We start from the raw sequence: 20,172 nt of genomic DNA on the forward strand, positions 1-20,172 counted from the left end.
TTATTTTGTAACCGGCGGTCTCCATTTGTGCCATTATTTCTCCATCCCCTCTGTAATCATGTGTACCAGTTCAGCTCTATTGATTAACTCTTGACTGCCTGTTTCCATGTTTTTTAACATCACTTTATCCTGTTCCAGTTCATCTTCGCCGATTAGCGCCACAAACTTGGCCGGATATTTATTGGCATACTTCATTTGAGCCTTCAGGCTGCGGTCCATAAAATCCATGTCAGCAGTAATGCCTGCCTGGCGAAGCTCGGTTAAGAGCTTAAAAGCAGCAGCCTGGGTTTTTATCCCTAGCGGAGCGACAAACACATCAACAGCGCTTGTAATAACCGGTAGTAATGCTTGTTTCTCTAAAGCCAGCAATACTCGCTCAATACCAATTGCAAAGCCAATACCAGGAGTAGGCTGACCACCACATTCAGCCACCAGGCCATCGTAACGGCCACCGCCGCAAACCGCGCTTTGGGCGCCTAACGGCGCATACTGAATTTCAAAAGCCGTCTTGGTATAATAATCCAGTCCACGCACCAGGCGGGGATTGGTGACAAAGTTGATGCCAGCCGCTGTTAACAGTTCTTTTAAACCGTTAAAATGACTGGTACACTCCTCACATAGGCAATCCACCATGTGTGGTGCCCCTTGGGAATGCGTAGTACAGGTTTCATTTTTGCAGTCTAGAATACGCATAGGATTGCGGTCAAACCGGGACTGGCAATCTGCGCATAAATTAGGCACCTTATCGCGGAAAAACTCCTGCAGTTTAGCGCGATAAACCGGGCGACACTCAGGACAGCCGACCGAGTTGATAAACAGTTTAAGGTCGTTCAATCCTAGTTTATTAAAAAATCTCACAGCCAAACTGATAATTTCGGCGTCAACAGCCGGCCCTTTGGCGCCAAGCACTTCAATACCAAACTGATGAAATTGCCGGTAACGACCGGCCTGGGGACGATCATAGCGGAACATTGGACCAATATAAAACAGTTTGGTGGGCTGAGGTCCGGCATAGAGCTTATGTTCCAGGTAAGCCCTGACTACCGCCGCCGTATTTTCCGGCCTTAAGGTAATACTGCGCTTGCCACGGTCAGCAAATGTATACATTTCTTTTTCTACAATATCAGTAGTTTCACCAATACCGCGCAAAAAGAGCTCGGTGTGTTCAAAAACCGGGGTACGAATTTCTTGGTAGGCAAAACTACGGCATACTTCCCGTATGGTTTGTTCCACATACTGCCAGTATCCACAACTGTCAGGCAATATATCTTTGGTTCCCCGCGGTCCGGTTGTAAGCATTCGTTAATCCTCCTCATGGTCGCCATACAATCGTGAAAGCAACGCATTTCGCTCATTAAGATAAATATCTAAATTTTTTATATATGAGACAACATCTTTGGCATTATAGCAGCTCTGCAGTCGCCAATTAGACTGGTTTACCGCCTTGGTGCCGGCGGCAGGCCCAATGCCGATAATAGTCTGCCTTTCTTCCATAATCTGAATATTATAAAGGCAATCGGTGTCCGGTCTGGCATATCCAATATTTTCAAGGTTACCAGTCATATACTTTTGCCGGTATAAATAATAAGGGTGCATATCCATCTTAGAAACCCAAGCAGCAGCAATACGCAACATAGCTTGTGTCGTTTGCTCGTCAGGCAACACTTGCCCGGCAATCGTGCCTGATAGTAATGACGCTTTCAATAGGGAGCCGCGTTTTAACGCTAATGTATGTACAGTAATATTTTCAGGATTCATGGCAGCAATTTGCCGCATGGTATCTTCCATATCGGCCTGAGTCTCGCCTGGCAGGCCGGCGATGACATCCATATTAATTATCGGTATCCCTGAATGGCGGATTTTTCCGAATACGTCTATTATATCCTGAACAGTATGCCGGCGTCCAATCTGTTTTAAAGTTTTATCTTGCATTGTCTGTGGATTTATACTTACCCGGTTTACTCCATATCGTCGCAAAACGTCAATTTTTTCATCATTTATGCTGTCCGGACGACCGGCTTCAACGGTAAATTCTTTAGTTGAAGAACGGAAAAAGCCCTTCCTGATTAAGTCAAGTAAAGTGGCCAAATCGGCTGCTGCCAAACTTGTCGGTGTCCCGCCGCCAACGTAGATACTTTCTACCAATAAATTATGTTTTGCTATTAATTGGGTCGCGCTTTCAATGTCTCTCTTAATTGCCCGTAAAAAAGCATCAAGCTGTTCTCGCCGCTCAGGCAGCACATAAGCCGGAAATGAGCAGTACAAACATCTCGATGGACAGTAAGGTACTCCTACATATATACTTATCTTTCCGGGAACGGCAGGATTGTCTGGATTGGCAATTATGGAACGCTGATGAATTGCTATGTCGGTAACAAGCTGAGCTTTGTCTGTCTCTAACGCATAATCTTCCAAAAGCTTTTTGATAATTTCGGGACGGGTTAAACCTTGATCCAGTAAGCGGTGAATAATTTTGGTAGGCCGCACACCGCGTAATATTCCCCAGGGCCCTGGATTAATTCCCGTTATTTTATGCATTAATTTAAAAATATTAAGCTGTACCAAACGCCGGATAAGTCCAACGGCATCTTCAGTACCACTCTTGCCGGCATTTGGCGGCAATGGCCGACACGCATCTTCAAAAAAAACTTCCGGAATAAGCTCCTGCCGCCAAAAGCTTATAGTAACTTTTACTCTTACCGTACTGTTTTCAAAGCTTACTGAACTAGCCACCAATAAACTGCCAATACTAAGCTCGGCTACACCGGCACCGTCCGGCCAAATGCCTGCGTCTTCAACATTAAAAAGCGCCATGGTGTCACGTACAGCAGTTGAGACATCAGGACCGGCAGCAACAGTAAAGAAAAACTTTTCAATCCTCACGTTTATTCCGGCACTCCTCACAGTAGCCATAAAACTTAACCTGGTGATCAATAATAGTAAAATTGCTGTTTTTGGCAATTATGCTTTCAAGGTCCTCTAGTAAATCGTCCGCAAATTCTATCACCTTACCACAGGCAAGGCAGATAAGATGATGATGGTGATGAGGAGTGCTAGTTTCGTTAATCTCATATCGGCTACGCCCGTCGCCAAAGTCCATTTTCTGCAATATATCGAGTTCGCTTAATAACTCAAGAGTGCGGTAGACGGTAGCCAGCCCGATATCACTAGACTGCTGCCGCACAATATTGTGAACATCTTCGGCGCATAAATGTTTGTCACGGTTATCGATAAAAACTTGCAAGATTAGCTGGCGCTGGGGCGTCAGCTTATATTCCCGTTCCTTAAATTTTTGACGTAAGCTAGGTAAATCAATAGTCATAATATGTCACCTGTCTTTATTAACTTCATCAAAATACCAAAGACGACGGAGCAAAACTCGCAGCAGAGCGGCAACAGGTACAGCCAGAATCATACCGACAATTCCATACAGTTGGCCGCCGATTAACAAGCTTATAATTACCAAAATGGGGTGTAGATCAATTGTATGTCCCATAATATTAGGTACGACAATGTGGTTTTCGATTTGGTGGATTATTATATAAAAAGCTGCAACTTTTGTTGCCAGTACCGGTGATGCCAGATAGGCCAGAAGAATTCCGGGTATGGCGCCGATAATTGGGCCAATGATGGGAATGGCTTCGGTCAAGGTAGCCAAAAGCCCTAAAACAAGCGGATAATCTACTCCCAGAAAATACATACCGCTAAATACCATTAGACCCATTATAACACTAATAAGCACCTGCCCACGGATGTAGTTACTTACAACAATAGCCATTTCTTCAATGACACTAACAACTGATGTCCGGACTGAAGGAGGAAACAGAGTAACTACGTCAGCTTTAATATTTTTCCAGTCTTTAAGAAAATAATAAGCTAAAACTGGTACTACAACCAATTCTATTATTTGCGACGCAAAGGAGAATACGGTATTAATAGCGTTGCGCACCAAACTTACGGCATAAGAGGCAGCTTCGGTTAGCGTGTTTTCAATAAGTAATCGGACATTGGCCGGAACTTGTGCAGCATTCGCCCGTTCTGCAATCAGCATGGTCAAACTCCGAATTCTGGCTGCAAGTTTTGGCATATTTATAACAAAATTATTAAACTCATTAACAAAAGGCAACAGGACAAAAGAGGTAATTACCACAAGGGTCAGTCCAGTCAGGATAAAAACGATAAGAATAGCCGCACCGCGGGGTAAACAGGATTTATACGGGAAGAGAGGTATTGACGCGACTTTGTTAACAAGCGGGTTGAGCACAAACGCCACTACGGTGGCTACAATAATCGGCAGATAAATTGTACTTACCTGGTGCAACATATATAGCCCTAAGGCCACAATAACAATTTTTATCCAAAATGCAGGCGATTTCAGCATCTTCATAACCAGGTTATTGAATAAAGGGATTATGTTTACGTTCCCAACCAATTGTCGTTTCCGGGCCATGACCCGGCAGCACCCTGACATCATCGTCCAGTGTCAGCAAATGGTCTTTGATACTGGTGATTAGCTGACTGTAAGAACCCCCGGGAAAATCAGTCCGGCCTATCGACTCAGCAAACAGAGTATCACCGGCAACTAAAATTTTTCCAACTAACAGGCAAATGCCGCCAGGCGTATGTCCTGGTGTGTGCAATACTTTTAATTCAATGCTGCCAATGTTAATAGTATCTCCATGATTGAGCAGCCGGTCAGCCGCCGGGCAAACAAAGCTGTTGCCGATAAACATCGAGAGATTGTGTTGGGCACTGGTCAGCATAACGGCATCGGCATGATGAATAAGAATTTTTGCGCCAGTAGCTTGTTGAACGGCAGCATTAGCAGCAATATGGTCGGCATGACCATGAGTATTAATAATATACTCCACCTTGAGTCCCAACTTGTTAACTTCAGCAATTACTGACTCGGCACTGCCACCAGGATCAATTATACCTGCTTTTAATGTTTGTTCACAATATACTATATAGCAATTAGTACCAAGGCTTCCTACTTCCAGTTGAATTATTTTCATTTAATCACACTCCTATTAAAACAACCGTTTACTGTCAAGCAACATGGTTACCGGCCCATGATTGGTCAATCGAATGATCATTTCGGTTTGGAACTGCCCGCAGGATACGCCTATTTCCTGATCACGGCACAACTGAACAAAAGTTTCATAAAGCGCCCTAGCTGCCTGTGGCTGGGCAGCAGCATCAAAGCTCGGTCTGCGGCCTTTTCGGCAATCGCCGTATAAAGTAAATTGAGAAACAACTAAAAGCTCACCATTAATTTCTTTAAGGGATAAATTCATTTTTCCCGCTGCATCAGGAAAAATTCGCAGATTTACAATTTTTTCCGCAAGATATTTGGCATCTTGCTCGGTGTCATCCTCCCCTACCCCTAAAAAAACAGTTAAGCCTTTTTTAATACTACTGACTACTTGCTCTTCCACCATCACACTTGCAGTGTCAGTTCGTTGGACAACAGCCCGCATGCATCAGACACCTCCTAAGGTTTGTGTCATACGGTGTACATTAAATACATCCTGGACCCGGCGCATTTTAGTCATAATATGTTCTAACTGGGTCAGATTGCCGATATCAAGGTCCATTGTAATAACGGCAGTTTTATTTTTTTGTACTCGGGCGTTAAGCGAAGTGATATTTATCTTAGAGTCGGCGGCCACCATCATGATATCTGATAACAGATTAGGCCGGTCCATGCCGATAATTTCAATAGATACCTTATAAAGGGTGTCGCCCGGTACATCCCAGTTGACTTCAATCATGCGCTCATATTCTTCAGGATTGTTTAATATGTTAGGACAATCAGCGCGATGCACCGACACCCCCCGCCCTCTAGTTATATATCCGACTATAGCATCGCCAGGCAAGGGATTGCAACACCGGGCAAGCCTTACCATAAGTCCGGACTCACCTTTCACCAAAATACCATGGCTGGCTTTGTTTTTAGGCCGTTTAGGCTTAAGCTCGGCTAACATTGCTGACACATCAGGAGGAGTTGTACTTTTTAACTCCTTTTTATGCATTTCAATCAGCTTGGTCATAACGCCATGCAAAGTAACTCCGCCATAGCCCAAACCTTCAAATAAATCGTCTTCATTGGACACATTAAGTTTTTTGGCTACTTCACTCAGACGGTCACCTTTAATAAGATCGCGCCATTCGTAACCAAGCTTCTTGCTCTCACGTTCCACCATTTCCCGGCCTTTGGCAATGTTTTCTTCACGCTTTTCCTTTTTAAACCATTGCCGGATTTTATTACGTGTTTCAGAGGAACCTACAACATTTAGCCAGTCACGGCTGGGACCATTACATTGTTTGCTAGTAATTATTTCAACAATATCGCCATTGGTAAGTTTATATTCCAGAGGTACAATCTTACCGTTAACTTTGGCGCCGACACAGCGGTGACCGACATCTGTATGGATACGATAGGCAAAGTCGATAGGCACCGATCCGGCCGGCAAATCAATTACATCACCACGAGGCGTAAAAACAAATACCTCATCGGCAAAGACGTCAAGTTTTACTGTTTCAATAAATTCACGCGGGTCACGCAAATCACGGTGCCATTCCAATAATTGTCTCAGCCATGCCAATTTTTGGTCGGTATCCTTGTGAGCGCCTTTACTGCCTTCTTTATACCGCCAATGTGCCGCAATACCGTATTCGGAAATACGGTGCATATCTAAAGTGCGGATTTGAATTTCCAGGGGTTGGCCGGACTGGCCGATAACAGTAGTGTGGAGTGACTGGTAGCCATTAGATTTAGGCATGGCAATATAATCCTTAAACCTGCCTGGTAATGGTTTCCATAAAGTGTGAACAATTCCTAATGCCCCATAACAGTCTTTTACAGTGTCAACAACAATCCGGATAGCTGATAAGTCATAAATTTCATTGACATCTTGTTTGTGATTTTTTTTCATTTTTTTATAGATACTGTAAAAATGTTTAGGCCGGCCTTGAATTTCGGCACTAATGCCGACCGCTTCAAGACGTTCACTCATAAGGGTAATGGCTTCAGTGATGATTTCCTCACGTTCTTTGCGCTTTTGCTTGACCTGTTCTACAAGTTTATAATACTTTTCCGGCTCCAAAAACCGGAATGATAAGTCTTCCAGCTCCCACTTAATATTGGAGATACCAAGACGATGCGCCAATGGCGCAAAAATCTCCAGCGTTTCGCGGGAAATTTCCTGCTGCTTATGCGGCGCCATATATTTAAGAGTTCTCATATTATGTAATCTATCCGCAAGTTTTATCAACACGACTCGGATATCCTTGGCCATAGCCAGGAACATCTTGCGATAGTTTTCCAACTGTTGCTCTTCTTTTGATTTATACTCGATACGGCTTAATTTTGTAACCCCATCAACCAGCATGGCAATTTCTTTACCGAATTCTTTCTCCAGCATCTCCAGGGTAACCTCGGTATCTTCCACCACATCATGGAGTAAGCTGGCACTGATTGTGACAGCGTCAATTTGTAAATCGGCCAGGATAGTAGCAACCCCTAGCGGGTGGCAGATATATTCTTCGCCAGATACCCTAAGTTGACCGGCATGGGCGCTGTATGCCAACTGATAAGCTTTGTCCACCAGCGATAACGGCGCGTCAGGTTGGTAAGACTTGATTTTGGCTATTAAATTTTCAATATTTGGCTTGTTATCCTTTTTGCCTTGCACATCGCTGCCCATACCCCACCTCATACAACGTTACTGCTATAATGTATATTATAATTCAAGTTAGTATTTAATTAGCGAGGTTATATCATATCCATTTAAAACTTCCCGGCCGTTTAAGAACGACAGTTCAATCAAGAAAGCCAATCCGACAACTTGCCCACCTAAACGTTCAACAAGTTTGATTGTGGCCATCGTAGTACCACCGGTTGCCAGCAAATCATCAGCAATTAAAACTTTACTACCCGGTTCAATAGCGTCTTTATGGATTTCCAAGGCGTCTTTTCCATATTCCAGTGAATATTCGTAACTTATAGTTTCAGCCGGCAACTTACCGGGCTTACGAATCGGAACAAAACCTGCTCCCAACACATAAGCGACCGGGGCACCGATAGCAAATCCCCGCGCTTCTGGTCCAAGCACTACGTCAATATGCTGCTTCTGATAGTGTTCTGCCAACATATCAATAGCCAAACGAAAAGCCTTCCCATCTTTGAGTAAGGTGGTGATATCCTTAAACTGAATTCCCTGCTGGGGAAAATCGGGTATATTTCTTATTTTTTCCCGTAGATTCATTAATGAACCTCCTCAAACTGAATATGCTGAGTTGAATATTCTTCACGCATCTTCAAACATTTACAAAATGTAGGCGAATCTGATAGATTAAGTTTTTTTAGTGGTGATGGCTTGAGGCAGATAGTAACTACTCCTTCAGTTCCAACTTCTATTGTCAGCAGATTTAATTCCGTGAGTATCGTTAAAGCCATGTCAACAACTTGTTCAGGCAAAAAAGTTTGATAATTTTCAAGAATTTTACTGGAAACATGTTGCAAAGACAAATTATATTGGCCTGTTTTGTTGAATTCTTTAATAGTCAGGTACACTTGTCTAATGCAGTCGCGGTCAGGCGCTATCTGGTCCAGCTTAGCTTTTATCTCTTTGCTGCTAAGTGATTGACGGATATCATGCGCGATCAGTTGCAGGTTCTTATGCCCTTGCCACTCATTAATATTCGGCACAAATACCAAATCTATATTTTCTTCGCAGCTAAGACTATCTGATAATTCTCCCATATTCCAGGCGATTACATCATTAACTGTGGTATTATTTAACTTAAGTTTCAGGTGGCGGCTTTGTTGCCCAATGAGTCGTTTTTCTTTAAATTGGACATTTCTACAAGCAAATAGCGGGCTGGGATTGCCAAAACCATAGGGTTCAAGACAAGCTAGTTGTTCAATAAATGCGCTACTGATTTCTTCCAGTGGTAAAAATGAATCAATGTTAAGCACGGGAACATAGTCAGCAGCGGATAATGTCTCGGCAGCAATAGCATTCAGACGATAGCAAAGGTTAGGTATATTTTCAACAGGAATTGTCAATCCTGCAGCCTGACGGTGGCCGCCAAACTGGGTTAATAAATCTGAACAACGGGTGAGTGCTGCGTAAATGTCAAACGCTGGTATACTGCGGCAGGAGCCTTTGCCATAACCATCATGTATACTAATCATTATTACCGGTTTAAAATATTTGTCCACGAGTCGTGAAGCTACAATGCCGATAACTCCTGAATGCCAATCTTCGCCAGCCAGCACCAGTACTTTAGCTGCGTTCAAATCTACTTCTGCAAGTTGGTCTTCAGCCTTGGCAAGTATAAGCTTTTCTATGGCTTGACGGGATGAGTTTTCTTCGTCTAAAAGAGTGGCCAGTTCATGTGCGTAGTTCTGATCATCGGTAATTAACAGTTCTACACCTGCCGTAGCCTGGCTAACACGCCCAACAGCATTGAGGCGCGGCGCAATGGCAAACCCCACGTTGCTGCTATCGATTTTTTTGCCGGCTAAACCACATACTTCCAACAAGGCTTTAATTCCCAAGTTGCTGGTGGTTGGCAATTGCGCCAAACCAAGTTTTACTAAAACCCGGTTTTCTCCGGTAAGAGGCACGATGTCAGCAATTGTTCCAATAGCTACAATATCAAGATAGTCAAAAAACTTATTTTCCGTCCCGTAATATTTCTGCCACAACGCTTGGCATAACTTAAAGGCCACTCCGACTCCCGCCAGGTTTTTTTCAGGGTACGGACAACCCGGTTGCTTGGGGTTAATTATTGCTAATGCAGGCGGCAATTCAGGCGGCGGTTGATGATGATCAGTTATGATTATGTCAATACAATCTAATACCGCTGAAACCTCTTTTACTGCGCTAATACCGCAATCTACTGTAATAAGCAGTTTAGTACCTGTATTTATGAGACCATCTAAAGCCGAAGCATTAAGGCCATAGCCTTCACTTTGCCTGTCAGGGATATAAAAGTTAATATTGGCACCAAGCCGGCTTAGGGTTTTGTATACAATGGCACATGATGTAATTCCATCTACATCATAGTCTCCGTAAACAGTAATCTTTTCATCGGAATTGATGGCTCGTACAATTCTACTTACAGCGATATCCATATTTTTCAACAAGTATGGATTCAAGATATATTCTGAACCGGAATATAAAAACTGGGTAGCTGATTTTTCATCAGTAACACCCCGGTTAATGAGAGTCTGGGCAATAAATTCTGATATATTGAGCTTCCGGCTGAGTTTAGCAGCCAGTTCGTGTTTGACAGGAAATAACTTCCATGCTTTCTGCAGCCTAGCCATATGGATAGTAAAGACCTCCGTAACCGTGTACTAGATAATTGTAGTATACAGTACAATATTTTGCAACTTCACATAAAGAGAGACTGAGCTTCAGGGAGGGTTTAATTGATCTGATGCTTAGTCATACTTAGCCAAGGACTTAGCCGTTTACTGACTTTGCAATTTATTTTCATATTTTGCTTTAAGTTCACGGTTTTCGTCTTCCAACTGTTGTTGTATTTGTTTGGTTTTATATAAACTGCGTCTAAGCTTAAATTGTACCAACATAGCTAACGATAAAATTGTCATAGCGCCAAAAGTAGCTGCTCCCAGAATTATGACGACCAGCGATATTTGAAAACTCCACACAAAAAAAGTTACTGTAACCGGCAATGAATTTTGTACAGCCAAGACGGCAACTAATAGCGCGAAGACAAAAGCAAATAACAAATTTACCATACATATCACACCCTATATATATGTATCAGGATAATATTCTCGCAAATAGGTAAATAATCCTTTAATTTTGACAGCAGATAAGCAAATAAAGTAACATAGATAAGAAAAACAGGCCACATGCCTGTTTTTCTGTAAATCCAATTTATATTCTGTAAATCCAATTTATATAAAGATATAAATAATGATAAGCACAATCATAGTTAATCCGCAAACAAACCTTAACATAGCCACTCCGGCCAAGCGAAAAAGAATCTGAGAAATAGTATCAGTGCGTGGTATAAGCGTCTTGCCGGCAATTAATTCCCAAACTACTAGCCCAAGAATTGGTCCTAGCAGCACATCGCTTGCCAGCATACCTGCAAAATGACTGACAGTACTGTTTACGCTAAACATGCGGGAAACTGAATAACGTTGGGTCAGGTATATCCTTAGTACCCGGCCTCCGACTTCTGCCACTACTGCTAAAACTGTCAATATTATGGCAATTACTGGTGTAAAGGTTACAAAGCCGGTAATTACTCCGTAGAGCGTTGCCCCAAACAAAATTATTAATGTGCCGGGAAACCTTTTTGACGCTGTACATAGGAGACCTATTAGCATAATAAAAGTGACTAGAAATTTTGCTAACAATTATTGCTTACCTCGTTTCGTAACAATGTCATATCATTGGTAAGGTTATTGTTACTTGTTGGGTCCCTGTTTATGTAGAAAGTAAGCGATGCACACAATGTAAACAACCATAAACAAGCCGGTGCCACTCATAATCTTAAGCATTACATCTAAACTAATAAAACTGCCAGACCAGACCAATACTCCTGCTATAGCCAACGCCGACAAAAACGGCAGTCGCGTCAATACACTTATTTGCTTAGCATTTAGCAGCATCGCGGGTACCATGGTATTGATAAATATACAGAGTAAAATACTGTTAAAGCCAAGGGATCCCCATGTACCAAAAATTTTTTCAGCAACATCAGGTAAAGGCATTTGCCCAGTTGTTCCGCCTAGTAATACTAAATGAGCCAAAAGCAGTGTAAACAGCCCCTCAAAAAATTTAGCCAATATGGCTAAAAAAACTCCAGTGGAGTCTTTGGTAGTCAGATAAGTTCCGGCTTCAACTACCAAAGCCGAACGCATGCCGCCGGCATTATAGCCGATTAGCGCTAATACCAATGGCCAACTGATATCATTAAGTGAATTTGGATTGTTTAGCGGCACGGTTTGCACGGTGTTGACTAATGCGACTAAGATGATGCCAACTGCCGGAATTAACAGCAAGGCCAAATAATTGGAAAGCTGGAGCAGTTCCCGGCCGCAACCAGTTGCTAGGCAAGAACATACTGTTATACACACTGTCATAGCAAAAATGTAGGGCATTCCTGTCAAATTATGCAACAACTGCCCGGCAAAATATCCTCCGGTCAATGCACTTGCAGGCAATGATACAGCCAATACTGCCAAAGCCAGCCCATACTTGCCGCGCACGCCAAATAAGCGTTTGGCCACCGATGTCAATTCTCGTCCGGTTTTCGCGCCGATCCATGCCGATAGTCCGGCTACAATAGCGCCAAATATCATATATGCAAAAAATATTGTAGCATATATACCGTCTCCTATTAATGCGGCCATGGCCGGAACGACAGCAACATTATCGCCGGCAATATGGACAATGGCCAGCGACAGAGCCGACACGATAACTCCCATACAATCGCCCCCCGCTTGCTTATATGATATTATCAGAGGGCAATGAAGGTGCAAAAAAGCCTGGAGCAATTACTCTCCAGGCCAAAAAAGTTTATTTGACGCCTTTAGTTTTTAATTCAATACGGCGCCGCTCTTCAAATTCTTTCCAGGTAACCCAAATTGGACTAGCATTAAATATTGAAGAGTATGCGCCACTGGCAAAGCCAATTAATAAGGCAAGCGAAAAGTTTTTAGTAGTCTCACCGCCGAAGAAATAGAGCGCAGCTGTCGCAAATAATACTGTAAGTACAGTATAAATGGAACGGGTCATGGTCTGCCAGATACTGCGGTTGACAAGTTCCTGAAATCCTTCGGTTTTCTTATGAGTTTTCAGGTTTTCTCTAATGCGGTCAAAAATAACGATGGTATCATTAATGGAGTAACCGACAATCGTCAATATAGCGGCAACAAATGAAGCGTCAATTTCTTTGTGCAGGAGCGAAAACAAGCCTAGCACAACGAATACATCGTGTACAAGCGCTATGATCCCGGAAACAGCAAACTTGAATTCAAACCGGTAAGTTATATAGACAATCATGAGCACCCAGGAAATTAACAGGGCAATAATTGCCTGTCTGGTTAATTCAGAGCCGATAACTGCACCTACTTTTTCGACTCTTAGTACTTCGAACGCCCCCAGTTTTGTCTCTAAACCCTTGAGAACACTACGACGTTCATCTTCGCTAAGTACGTGAGAACGAATAAAAACATTAGGAGAGCTGTTCGCCTCACCCGTAAGTACTAATTGAATGGTGCTGTTTTCTAAATTGTAGTCTTTGAGTACATCCCTGACTTCAGCTACAGTTACCGGGCGGGCGAATTTCAAATCCAGCAGCGTGCCGCCGGTAAAATCTATGCCTAAGTTGAAGCCCTGGGTAACCATAGAGATAAAGCCGGGAATTAGAACGAGCAGAGAGAGCAGAAACCACCAGTAGCGTTTTCCGATAATGTCAAATTTCATATTCTTCTCCCTCCTAAGCTCCAAACACTTTGCCATTTTTAATTGCGTTAGCATGCATTAATACTCTCAACATAAATCTGGTGACTGTAATTGCCGTAAACATACTTAAAATTATCCCTAACCCTAAGGTTATTGCAAAGCCTTTAATTGGACCTGTACCCATAAAAAACAGTACGACAGCAGCAATGAGCGTGGTAACGTTGGAGTCCAGGATTGTGGCGAAGGCGCGGCTAAAGCCGGCATCCATGGCGGCCCGCAGGGTTTTGCCGTTACGGTATTCTTCTTTAAAACGTTCAAAGATAAGCACGTTGGCGTCAACTGCCATGCCCATAGACAAAATGATACCGGCAATGCCCGGCAAGGTTAAAGTAGCATTTAACATCTTTAAACTAAACAGTAATAGCATTACATACAAAATCAGTGTGATATTGGCGACAAAACCGGCAAGCCGGTAGAAAAGCAACATGAACGCGACAATAGCGGTTATGCCGATCATGAACGCCTGCATGCTCTTTTGTTTCGAGTCTTCCCCCAAAGTCGGTCCCACTGTTCTTGTCTCTAATATATCCACTTTAACCGGTAATGCGCCTGACCTCAGCAAGATAGCCAGACGCTCAGCCTCTTCAATGGTGCGGTTGCCGGAGATTACCGCTTTGCCATTGGGAATGGCTTCTTGCACCACCGGATTTGTCAAAATCTGTTTGTCCAGCAGAATCGCAATATGCTTACCAACGTTTTTAGCAGTCAAATCCGCAAACTTTTTTGCGCCTTCATCGCTAAACTCTATCGCGACAAGTTTTTGTCCACTTTGGTCGATTTGCGCTTTTGCGTCTTTTAAGTCTTTACCGGTCAGCACAATGGCGCCGCTTTCATCCTGGAATTCCAATAACGCGGTTTTGCCAAGTATTTCGATAGCTTTTTCCGGATCTTTGACACCGGGAAGCTCAACAATTATCCGCCGTTCTCCTTGGCGTTGGACAATTGGCTCAGTAAGTCCAAGTTCATTAACCCGGCGTTCAAGAATACGCAACACCCGCTGCATAGCATCATCATCAACTTTGGCTTCAGGGGTATCAGAAGCCTCAAGAACGACATGAGTTCCACCTTGCAAGTCAAGACCTTGCTTAATGGACAGGGCCAGTGGCGACATATAGTAGCCAGCTACAGCAAGAATTGCTAAAACAATAACCAAAAATTTGGCTAAATTACCCCATCTCAAAAATATTCCCCCAATCTTGCTCTACATTTTTTTGCACGGTCTTAATTATAGCTTCCAAAAGAGCTACTGTCAAAACAATGAACCGTACAGAGGTAACTATGGGATGCAGCTATCGCTAGAGCAATTCATAGTTGTTGATTATTAGCTTAAAATGACATTCCAAAAATTCAGCCGCCCGTCGACACATAACCATTCGCAGTAAAAATATCTCAAAATACTCCATAACAGGGCAAATCTGAGTATCAATAGTGACATGTAATGATACAGTACGCGATTTTTTGTCTATCAGTAATTTACTGCTTTCCGCAGCATAGTTTACCCTGTCATGAATTTCAAATTTGGCAAAATCACGGTTAGTTACCCGCGCACGGTGAACATCCGATTTGTCGGCTAAAATTAATGCTGCGGCCACATGATTAATAGCGTTGCCACGCTCTTCTTCATGGTTGCCGATTGCTGATATTACCAGGGCAATTTCTTCAGGCGGCATTCCCATACGCGTCAAAATGTTAAAAGCCATTATGGCGCCCGAACCCCCATGATTGTAGCGGTTAATCATGTTGGCAATATCATGCAAATACCCGGCTATAGCCGCAAGTTCACAATCTCGCGCCTGATAGTCAAGTTCCTGTAAAACCTTGTAGGCTAAGGCCGAGACTATTCCGGCATGTCTGAGACCGTGTTCGGTAAAACCCAAGCGTCCAAGATACTGAGTACTGCGGGTAAGGTAAACTGTTACTTCATGGTCTGCTTTTAAATGTGCGATAGTTACTGCTGACATTGGCAAATCCTCCGCTTGTCCAAAGTTAGCCTTTACTTGCCCAACCTCACCTTAGCATCTTTTATCAAGGCAGAGCAAAGGCAAAATGCAACTAGTTACATTTTGCCTTTGCTGCACATAAATATGCCATCTTCGGAAAGTAAATAATTTACTGGCCGGTCATGGTCGTCAGTAGGTACAGTATCAAGTATTTGTGCAGCCCAAGCCGCACCAATAAGTTCAGCTCGGTTCGCTTGGATGAGGAAACGGTCATAATAGCCGGCCCCCATTCCTAACCGGCGTCCCGCTTTATCAAAAGCCACTCCCGGTACGATAATAAGGTCAAGCTCACTCGGCACAAGCAGTTTTAAAGTTGCCGGATTAGGAACAAGCAGATTAAATTGCCCTACCACCAAATCATCAAGACCTGTGATGATGGCAGCGTCCATAAGTCCACGGGTTTCGCGCATATGTGGCACACATACTGTTTTGCCGTTAGCCAACGCATGAGATATAACCCTATCCATCTGGGGTTCGTCAGGCATGGCCAGATAGAGCATAATAGTTTTGGCCGCTTGATATTCCGGCCAAGCAAACAAATGCTCGGCAATCTGATTGCTGCCGGCAGCAACCTCTTCACGACTCAACTTCCGCCTGATAGATAAAATATTTTTTCGTAATTCTTTTTTGGCATTTTTATTAATCTCCATGGGGTTCCTCCTCCCCTAAGAAAAGACTTGGCTTATGCCAAGTCTTCTCGGATGACGGCAGAAGCCCAGTCGCTCTTAGTTATAATCATAAGCAATCATATTATTTTGCTTTGGGTTGATTTAGGTAATGGCTAACGGCGGTACGGGATATATCGACTTCTACTTTTTCAGCAATTTTAATCGTTACCGTTTTTTCATTTAAAGCAGTGATAGTACCATAGAGACCACCAATAGTCACTATCCGTTCACCTTTTTTCAGGTTTTTCAACAGATCCTGGCGGCGTTGTTGTTCTTTTTTCTGTGGACGATACAGTAAAAAATAGAATATTAATCCCATTAATACAATGGGCCATGAAGCCTGAACGGCTTGCATTATTTCGGGTGAAAATTCCGGCATGCTAACTCACCTCCTGTGCCTGCTAGCAATATATTCCACACGTTTGTCATAAATCCTCTATTACTTTCGGTAATGAGACCAAAACTCTTCTCTGAAGGCTAAAAATCTGTCTTCAAGGATGGCTTTACGCATTTCTTTCATAAAATTCAATAGGAAATGCAGGTTATGGGTAGTAGTAAGCCTTAGGCCGAAAATTTCCTCAGTCTTGAGAAGATGTCTAATGTAAGCACGGGAAAAGTTCCGGCAAGTATAGCAGCCGCAATCAGGATCAATCGGCCTAAAATCGCGAGCAAATTCGGCATTTTTGACCACTAACCGTCCCCGGCTGGTCATGACAGTACCATTGCGGGCAACTCTTGTCGGAAAAACGCAGTCGAACATGTCGATACCGTACATTACACCTTCAACTAAACAATCCGGAGTGCCCACCCCCATCAAATAACGCGGCTTGTTTTCCGGCAAAAGCGGCACAGTATGCTCCAGCATTTCATACATAAGCGGCTTAGGCTCTCCGACACTGAGCCCCCCTACTGCATATCCCGGAAAGTCCAAAGAAATAAGATCCTTGGCGCTCATAGCTCTGAGGTCTTTATACATTCCGCCCTGAACAATGCCAAACAGCGCTTGGTCTTTACGTGTATGGGCATTTTTACAGCGTTCAGCCCACCGGGTGGTACGCTCGGTCGATTGACGCGCATACTCATGATCAGCCGGATAAGGCACGCATTCATCGAAGGCCATAATGATATCGGCACCTAAAGCCATTTGTACTTCGGTAGCCTTTTCCGGTGATAAAAAGTGCTTGGAACCATCAATATGTGACCGGAAAGTTACTCCATCCTCGGTTATTTTGCGGAGCGGCCCCAGGCTAAACACTTGAAAACCACCGCTGTCAGTCAAGATTCCGCGGTCCCATTGCATGAACTTGTGAAGGCCGCCAGCTTCGGCTACCAGATCATGGCCTGGGCGTAAATATAAGTGATAAGTGTTGCTTAAGATGATACCGGCGCCCATAGCTTTAAGTTCTTCAGGCGACATGGCTTTAACTGTTGCCTGCGTACCTACCGGCATAAAGATGGGCGTATCAAATACACCATGCGGCGTGTATAGGCGGCCAACCCGCGCACCCGTTTTTGAGCAACGTTTAATAAGTTCATATGTAATTGCCAATAACTACACCTCCAACTATCTAAAACAAATCAAATAATAAACATGGCATCGCCAAAGCTGAAAAACCGGTAACGTTGCTCCACCGCTTTCCGGTAGGCGGTAGAGATGTTCTCCTTGCCGGCAAAGGCGCTTACTAGCATCAGCAGCGTGGATTTAGGCAAATGAAAATTAGTTATAAGTGCTTTGACAATTTTAAATTCATAACCCGGATATATAAAAATATCAGTCCAGCCGCTTTTAGCTGCCAGCAAGCCGTCTGCGCCAGCCGTTTCCAGTGTGCGTACTGCGGTAGTGCCTACGGCAATAACCCGTTTTCCGGCGGCCAGTGTTTTATTGACAATAATCGCCGTTTCTTCCGGCACTGAATAATATTCACGGTGCATGATATGCTCTGTTATATTTTCAACCGTAACCGGGCGGAATGTTCCCAAACCGACATGTAAAGTAACAAAAGCTAAATTAACACCCATACTTGCAATTTTTGCCATGAGTTGACGGGTAAAGTGAAGCCCGGCGGTAGGTGCTGCGGCAGACCCCCGTTCCCGGGCATAAACAGTCTGATAGCGCTCTTTGTCTGGCAATTGTGCCTTAATGTATGGTGGCAGCGGCGTTTCGCCCAAACTATCGAGAATCTCTTCAAAAGTTCCCTGAAAGTCAAAACGTACTGTACGGCCGCCAAAATCAGTAGTATCTGTGACTTGGCAACTTAGATTGGGGCCAAACTCAATAACTGTCCCCGGCCTAGCCCGTTTTCCGGGCTTTACCAACACTTCCCACCGGTCTTTAGCTAGGCGGTTTAGCAAAAACACTTCAACTTTGCCGCCTGTTTCCGGCTTGATACCAATTAGCCGGGCCGGTATTACCCTGGTATCGTTAAAAACCAGGGTATCCCCTGGTTGTAAGTATTGCGGCAAATTATAAAATTGCTTATGCTCAATGAGCCCTGTTTTACTGGCAAGCACCAGCAGCCGGGAATGGTCGCGCGGTTCTACCGGCTGCTGGGCGATGAGTTCTTCAGGCAAATAATAATCAAAATCCGAAACTAGCATGTAACTCCCTCGTTATGGCCTATAAATAGGCTTTTTTAATTTGTACACCCTGGTAGTAGTGTTTCAAGATATCCTTAAAATATTCCGGGTTACCCGGAGGAGCCTTTTCTGCCATAGCTTTAGCTCCCCATTGGGATAAACCAAGACCATGGCCCCAGCCAAACCCGGTAATGACAATTACATCTGCCGGTTGGCTGCTGACTGGTCGAATATTAGGATTATCTTTAGTGGCTATACCTAATACACGCTGCGGCACCTCCGGATTGACGCCAGCATTGACGGGCATGGCGAACTCTTTGTACCCGTTGGCCGCGGTTTTAATATCAAACAAGGTACTTTTCAAGTCCAAAATACTTCTCAATTTAGTGCCGGACACCTGAACACTGCCGTTAGTTCCCAATAAACGGACAGTTTTTACCCGGCCTGAAACACCGCGGTCAGAACTGGTAGCTGGTGGATTTTCCAGCGGCGAGAGTTCAATTGCCTGTAAATTACCGATATTATACCCGGCTTTATTAATTGCCTGGTTGAGCTCACCAATAGTTAGCTTCTTCTCCCATTTAAAATACGGAGAGTTTTGGTCAAAATCAACTACACCTCTAAGATAAGGTTCAGGCGTGGACCAAACATTTTCGCTATTTTCAGTATAACCGCCTGAACTGCTATGAAAGTAGGCTGTAATTAGTTTCCCGTTATACATGAGTACCAAACCTCTGGTTTCGTCCACCGCTTCAAGCGCCCGGGGAACTTCACTCTCCCGTCCGCCATATACTTGGCAGTCGGTAGTAGCGCATACATCAAATCCATCCGCTTTGTGTTTGTTATAATTGGCCAACGCGTATGTCCGTGCGGCCACCGCTTGCGCTTTTACCGCCTCTAGCGGCCACTCCGGGGCTATCTCATTTTTTATTACCCCGTATAAATACTGTTCAACCGGCAGCGTGTTGACTACTGTCATGCCAGTTTTACCGGCGGTGCGGTGGATACTGATATCGCCACGGTACCGCCGCTTATTAACCTGTATAAACTGCTCGAGATAGTAGAGTGATTCATCTTTTTTGGCAACAACCTCCAGGTCGGCGGCAGCCACTGTTACACCGTTAACCGAAAAAACGCCGTCTTTAAGAGCAATTGTCACCTGTTCGTGGGCACGGAAACTCCCTAACGTCTTGCCGGCAGTAACAATGTCAAAATCAGTGTCAGCCGACACTTGGATTGTACGCTGGTTGGTTAAGATGCCTACTCGCAAAGCGGGTTGAAACAGGGTAATAACATCATCATCAGCCATCTGGGCTTGTCCTGATAATGGCAAGAATACAACTGCCAAAACAGCAATCAGCAGTAACCATTTTAGCACATATTTATCCACGCGCCTACCTCCGC

Annotated in this window: 20 protein-coding genes; all 20 read right to left on the reverse strand. The window is 43.9% G+C overall.

Annotated elements, in window-relative coordinates; genetic code table 11:
- Positions 1–33: 33 nt before the first annotated feature.
- A complete protein-coding gene (gene hisS / locus SCACP_RS10035; RefSeq protein ID WP_425061190.1) occupies positions 34–1,299 on the reverse strand; it encodes a histidine--tRNA ligase in 1,266 nt (421 codons plus the stop codon).
- Between the two features lie 3 nt (positions 1,300–1,302).
- On the reverse strand, positions 1,303–2,883 hold the full coding sequence (hemZ, locus tag SCACP_RS10040) for a coproporphyrinogen dehydrogenase HemZ (RefSeq protein ID WP_425061191.1): 1,581 nt from the start codon (positions 2,881–2,883) through the stop codon (positions 1,303–1,305).
- Positions 2,873–3,322, reverse strand: a complete 450-nt coding sequence (locus SCACP_RS10045) for a Fur family transcriptional regulator (RefSeq protein WP_425061192.1) — start codon at positions 3,320–3,322, stop codon at positions 2,873–2,875. The genes hemZ and SCACP_RS10045 overlap by 11 nt, the downstream gene beginning before the upstream one ends.
- 6 nt (positions 3,323–3,328) lie before the next feature.
- Positions 3,329–4,387, reverse strand: a complete 1,059-nt coding sequence (locus SCACP_RS10050) for an AI-2E family transporter (RefSeq protein WP_425061193.1) — start codon at positions 4,385–4,387, stop codon at positions 3,329–3,331.
- Between the two features lie 7 nt (positions 4,388–4,394).
- On the reverse strand, positions 4,395–5,015 hold the full coding sequence (locus SCACP_RS10055; RefSeq protein WP_425061194.1) for an MBL fold metallo-hydrolase: 621 nt from the start codon (positions 5,013–5,015) through the stop codon (positions 4,395–4,397).
- 15 nt (positions 5,016–5,030) lie between these two features.
- Positions 5,031–5,480 carry a D-aminoacyl-tRNA deacylase gene (dtd, locus tag SCACP_RS10060; RefSeq protein WP_425061195.1) on the reverse strand — a complete coding sequence of 150 codons (450 nt, stop codon included), beginning with the start codon at positions 5,478–5,480 and terminating at the stop codon, positions 5,031–5,033.
- 3 nt (positions 5,481–5,483) lie between these two features.
- The gene (locus SCACP_RS10065; protein WP_425061376.1) at positions 5,484–7,709 is read right to left on the reverse strand and encodes a RelA/SpoT family protein; all 2,226 of its coding nucleotides are present in this window, start codon (positions 7,707–7,709) and stop codon (positions 5,484–5,486) included.
- Positions 7,710–7,757: 48 nt separating this feature from the next.
- The gene (locus SCACP_RS10070) at positions 7,758–8,270 is read right to left on the reverse strand and encodes an adenine phosphoribosyltransferase (RefSeq protein ID WP_425061196.1); all 513 of its coding nucleotides are present in this window, start codon (positions 8,268–8,270) and stop codon (positions 7,758–7,760) included.
- On the reverse strand, positions 8,270–10,342 hold the full coding sequence (recJ, locus tag SCACP_RS10075) for a single-stranded-DNA-specific exonuclease RecJ (RefSeq protein ID WP_425061197.1): 2,073 nt from the start codon (positions 10,340–10,342) through the stop codon (positions 8,270–8,272). Before recJ ends, SCACP_RS10070 begins: the two co-directional genes overlap by 1 nt.
- Before the next feature lie 147 nt (positions 10,343–10,489).
- On the reverse strand, positions 10,490–10,780 hold the full coding sequence (locus SCACP_RS10080; protein ID WP_425061198.1) for a LapA family protein: 291 nt from the start codon (positions 10,778–10,780) through the stop codon (positions 10,490–10,492).
- Between the two features lie 162 nt (positions 10,781–10,942).
- The gene (locus tag SCACP_RS10085) at positions 10,943–11,380 is read right to left on the reverse strand and encodes a DUF456 family protein (protein ID WP_425061199.1); all 438 of its coding nucleotides are present in this window, start codon (positions 11,378–11,380) and stop codon (positions 10,943–10,945) included.
- 81 nt (positions 11,381–11,461) lie between these two features.
- Positions 11,462–12,484, reverse strand: a complete 1,023-nt coding sequence (locus tag SCACP_RS10090; protein ID WP_425061200.1) for a hypothetical protein — start codon at positions 12,482–12,484, stop codon at positions 11,462–11,464.
- Positions 12,485–12,575: 91 nt separating this feature from the next.
- Positions 12,576–13,484 (reverse strand): protein translocase subunit SecF, encoded by a 909-nt coding sequence (gene secF, locus SCACP_RS10095; protein WP_425061201.1) that lies wholly within the window; start codon positions 13,482–13,484, stop codon positions 12,576–12,578.
- A 13-nt stretch (positions 13,485–13,497) separates the two neighbouring features.
- Entirely contained in the window at positions 13,498–14,703 is a 1,206-nt protein-coding gene (gene secD / locus SCACP_RS10100; RefSeq protein ID WP_425061202.1) for a protein translocase subunit SecD, read from the reverse strand.
- Positions 14,704–14,818: 115 nt separating this feature from the next.
- Positions 14,819–15,484, reverse strand: a complete 666-nt coding sequence (locus SCACP_RS10105) for a phosphohydrolase (protein ID WP_425061203.1) — start codon at positions 15,482–15,484, stop codon at positions 14,819–14,821.
- A gap of 95 nt (positions 15,485–15,579) precedes the next feature.
- Positions 15,580–16,173, reverse strand: coding sequence for a 5-formyltetrahydrofolate cyclo-ligase (locus SCACP_RS10110; protein WP_425061204.1), 594 nt, complete (start codon positions 16,171–16,173; stop codon positions 15,580–15,582).
- Between the two features lie 100 nt (positions 16,174–16,273).
- Positions 16,274–16,570: a preprotein translocase subunit YajC gene (yajC, locus tag SCACP_RS10115; RefSeq protein WP_425061205.1), complete on the reverse strand. Its 297-nt coding sequence runs from the start codon at positions 16,568–16,570 to the stop codon at positions 16,274–16,276.
- A 60-nt stretch (positions 16,571–16,630) separates the two neighbouring features.
- Complete coding sequence (gene tgt / locus SCACP_RS10120; protein ID WP_425061206.1) at positions 16,631–17,740, reverse strand: tRNA guanosine(34) transglycosylase Tgt; 1,110 nt, start codon at positions 17,738–17,740, stop codon at positions 16,631–16,633.
- Positions 17,741–17,769: 29 nt separating this feature from the next.
- Positions 17,770–18,789, reverse strand: coding sequence for a tRNA preQ1(34) S-adenosylmethionine ribosyltransferase-isomerase QueA (queA, locus tag SCACP_RS10125; RefSeq protein WP_425061207.1), 1,020 nt, complete (start codon positions 18,787–18,789; stop codon positions 17,770–17,772).
- Between the two features lie 19 nt (positions 18,790–18,808).
- Positions 18,809–20,158, reverse strand: a complete 1,350-nt coding sequence (locus SCACP_RS10130; protein WP_425061208.1) for a SpoIID/LytB domain-containing protein — start codon at positions 20,156–20,158, stop codon at positions 18,809–18,811.
- Positions 20,159–20,172 lie beyond the last annotated feature (14 nt).

The organism is Sporomusaceae bacterium ACPt, assembly GCA_041428575.1.
GTDB classification, from domain to species: Bacteria; Bacillota; Negativicutes; order Sporomusales; family Sporomusaceae; genus Sporomusa_D; species Sporomusa_D carbonis.

Coding starts and splice junctions, on each gene's coding strand:
- SCACP_RS10090 (WP_425061200.1), bottom strand. CDS start 12,484: ATGGGAGTTATCGTGTCGGCTCTGTCGCTGGCCATTGTCCATATTGCC.
- SCACP_RS10105 (WP_425061203.1), bottom strand. CDS start 15,484: ATGTCAGCAGTAACTATCGCACATTTAAAAGCAGACCATGAAGTAACA.
- SCACP_RS10070 (WP_425061196.1), bottom strand. CDS start 8,270: ATGAATCTACGGGAAAAAATAAGAAATATACCCGATTTTCCCCAGCAG.
- SCACP_RS10110 (WP_425061204.1), bottom strand. CDS start 16,173: ATGGAGATTAATAAAAATGCCAAAAAAGAATTACGAAAAAATATTTTA.
- secF (WP_425061201.1), bottom strand. CDS start 13,484: ATGAAATTTGACATTATCGGAAAACGCTACTGGTGGTTTCTGCTCTCT.
- yajC (WP_425061205.1), bottom strand. CDS start 16,570: ATGCCGGAATTTTCACCCGAAATAATGCAAGCCGTTCAGGCTTCATGG.
- SCACP_RS10055 (WP_425061194.1), bottom strand. CDS start 5,015: ATGAAAATAATTCAACTGGAAGTAGGAAGCCTTGGTACTAATTGCTAT.
- SCACP_RS10065 (WP_425061376.1), bottom strand. CDS start 7,709: ATGGGCAGCGATGTGCAAGGCAAAAAGGATAACAAGCCAAATATTGAA.
- queA (WP_425061207.1), bottom strand. CDS start 18,789: ATGCTAGTTTCGGATTTTGATTATTATTTGCCTGAAGAACTCATCGCC.
- hisS (WP_425061190.1), bottom strand. CDS start 1,299: ATGCTTACAACCGGACCGCGGGGAACCAAAGATATATTGCCTGACAGT.
- SCACP_RS10045 (WP_425061192.1), bottom strand. CDS start 3,322: ATGACTATTGATTTACCTAGCTTACGTCAAAAATTTAAGGAACGGGAA.
- dtd (WP_425061195.1), bottom strand. CDS start 5,480: ATGCGGGCTGTTGTCCAACGAACTGACACTGCAAGTGTGATGGTGGAA.
- recJ (WP_425061197.1), bottom strand. CDS start 10,342: ATGGCTAGGCTGCAGAAAGCATGGAAGTTATTTCCTGTCAAACACGAA.
- SCACP_RS10050 (WP_425061193.1), bottom strand. CDS start 4,387: ATGAAGATGCTGAAATCGCCTGCATTTTGGATAAAAATTGTTATTGTG.
- SCACP_RS10085 (WP_425061199.1), bottom strand. CDS start 11,380: ATGCTAATAGGTCTCCTATGTACAGCGTCAAAAAGGTTTCCCGGCACA.
- SCACP_RS10080 (WP_425061198.1), bottom strand. CDS start 10,780: ATGGTAAATTTGTTATTTGCTTTTGTCTTCGCGCTATTAGTTGCCGTC.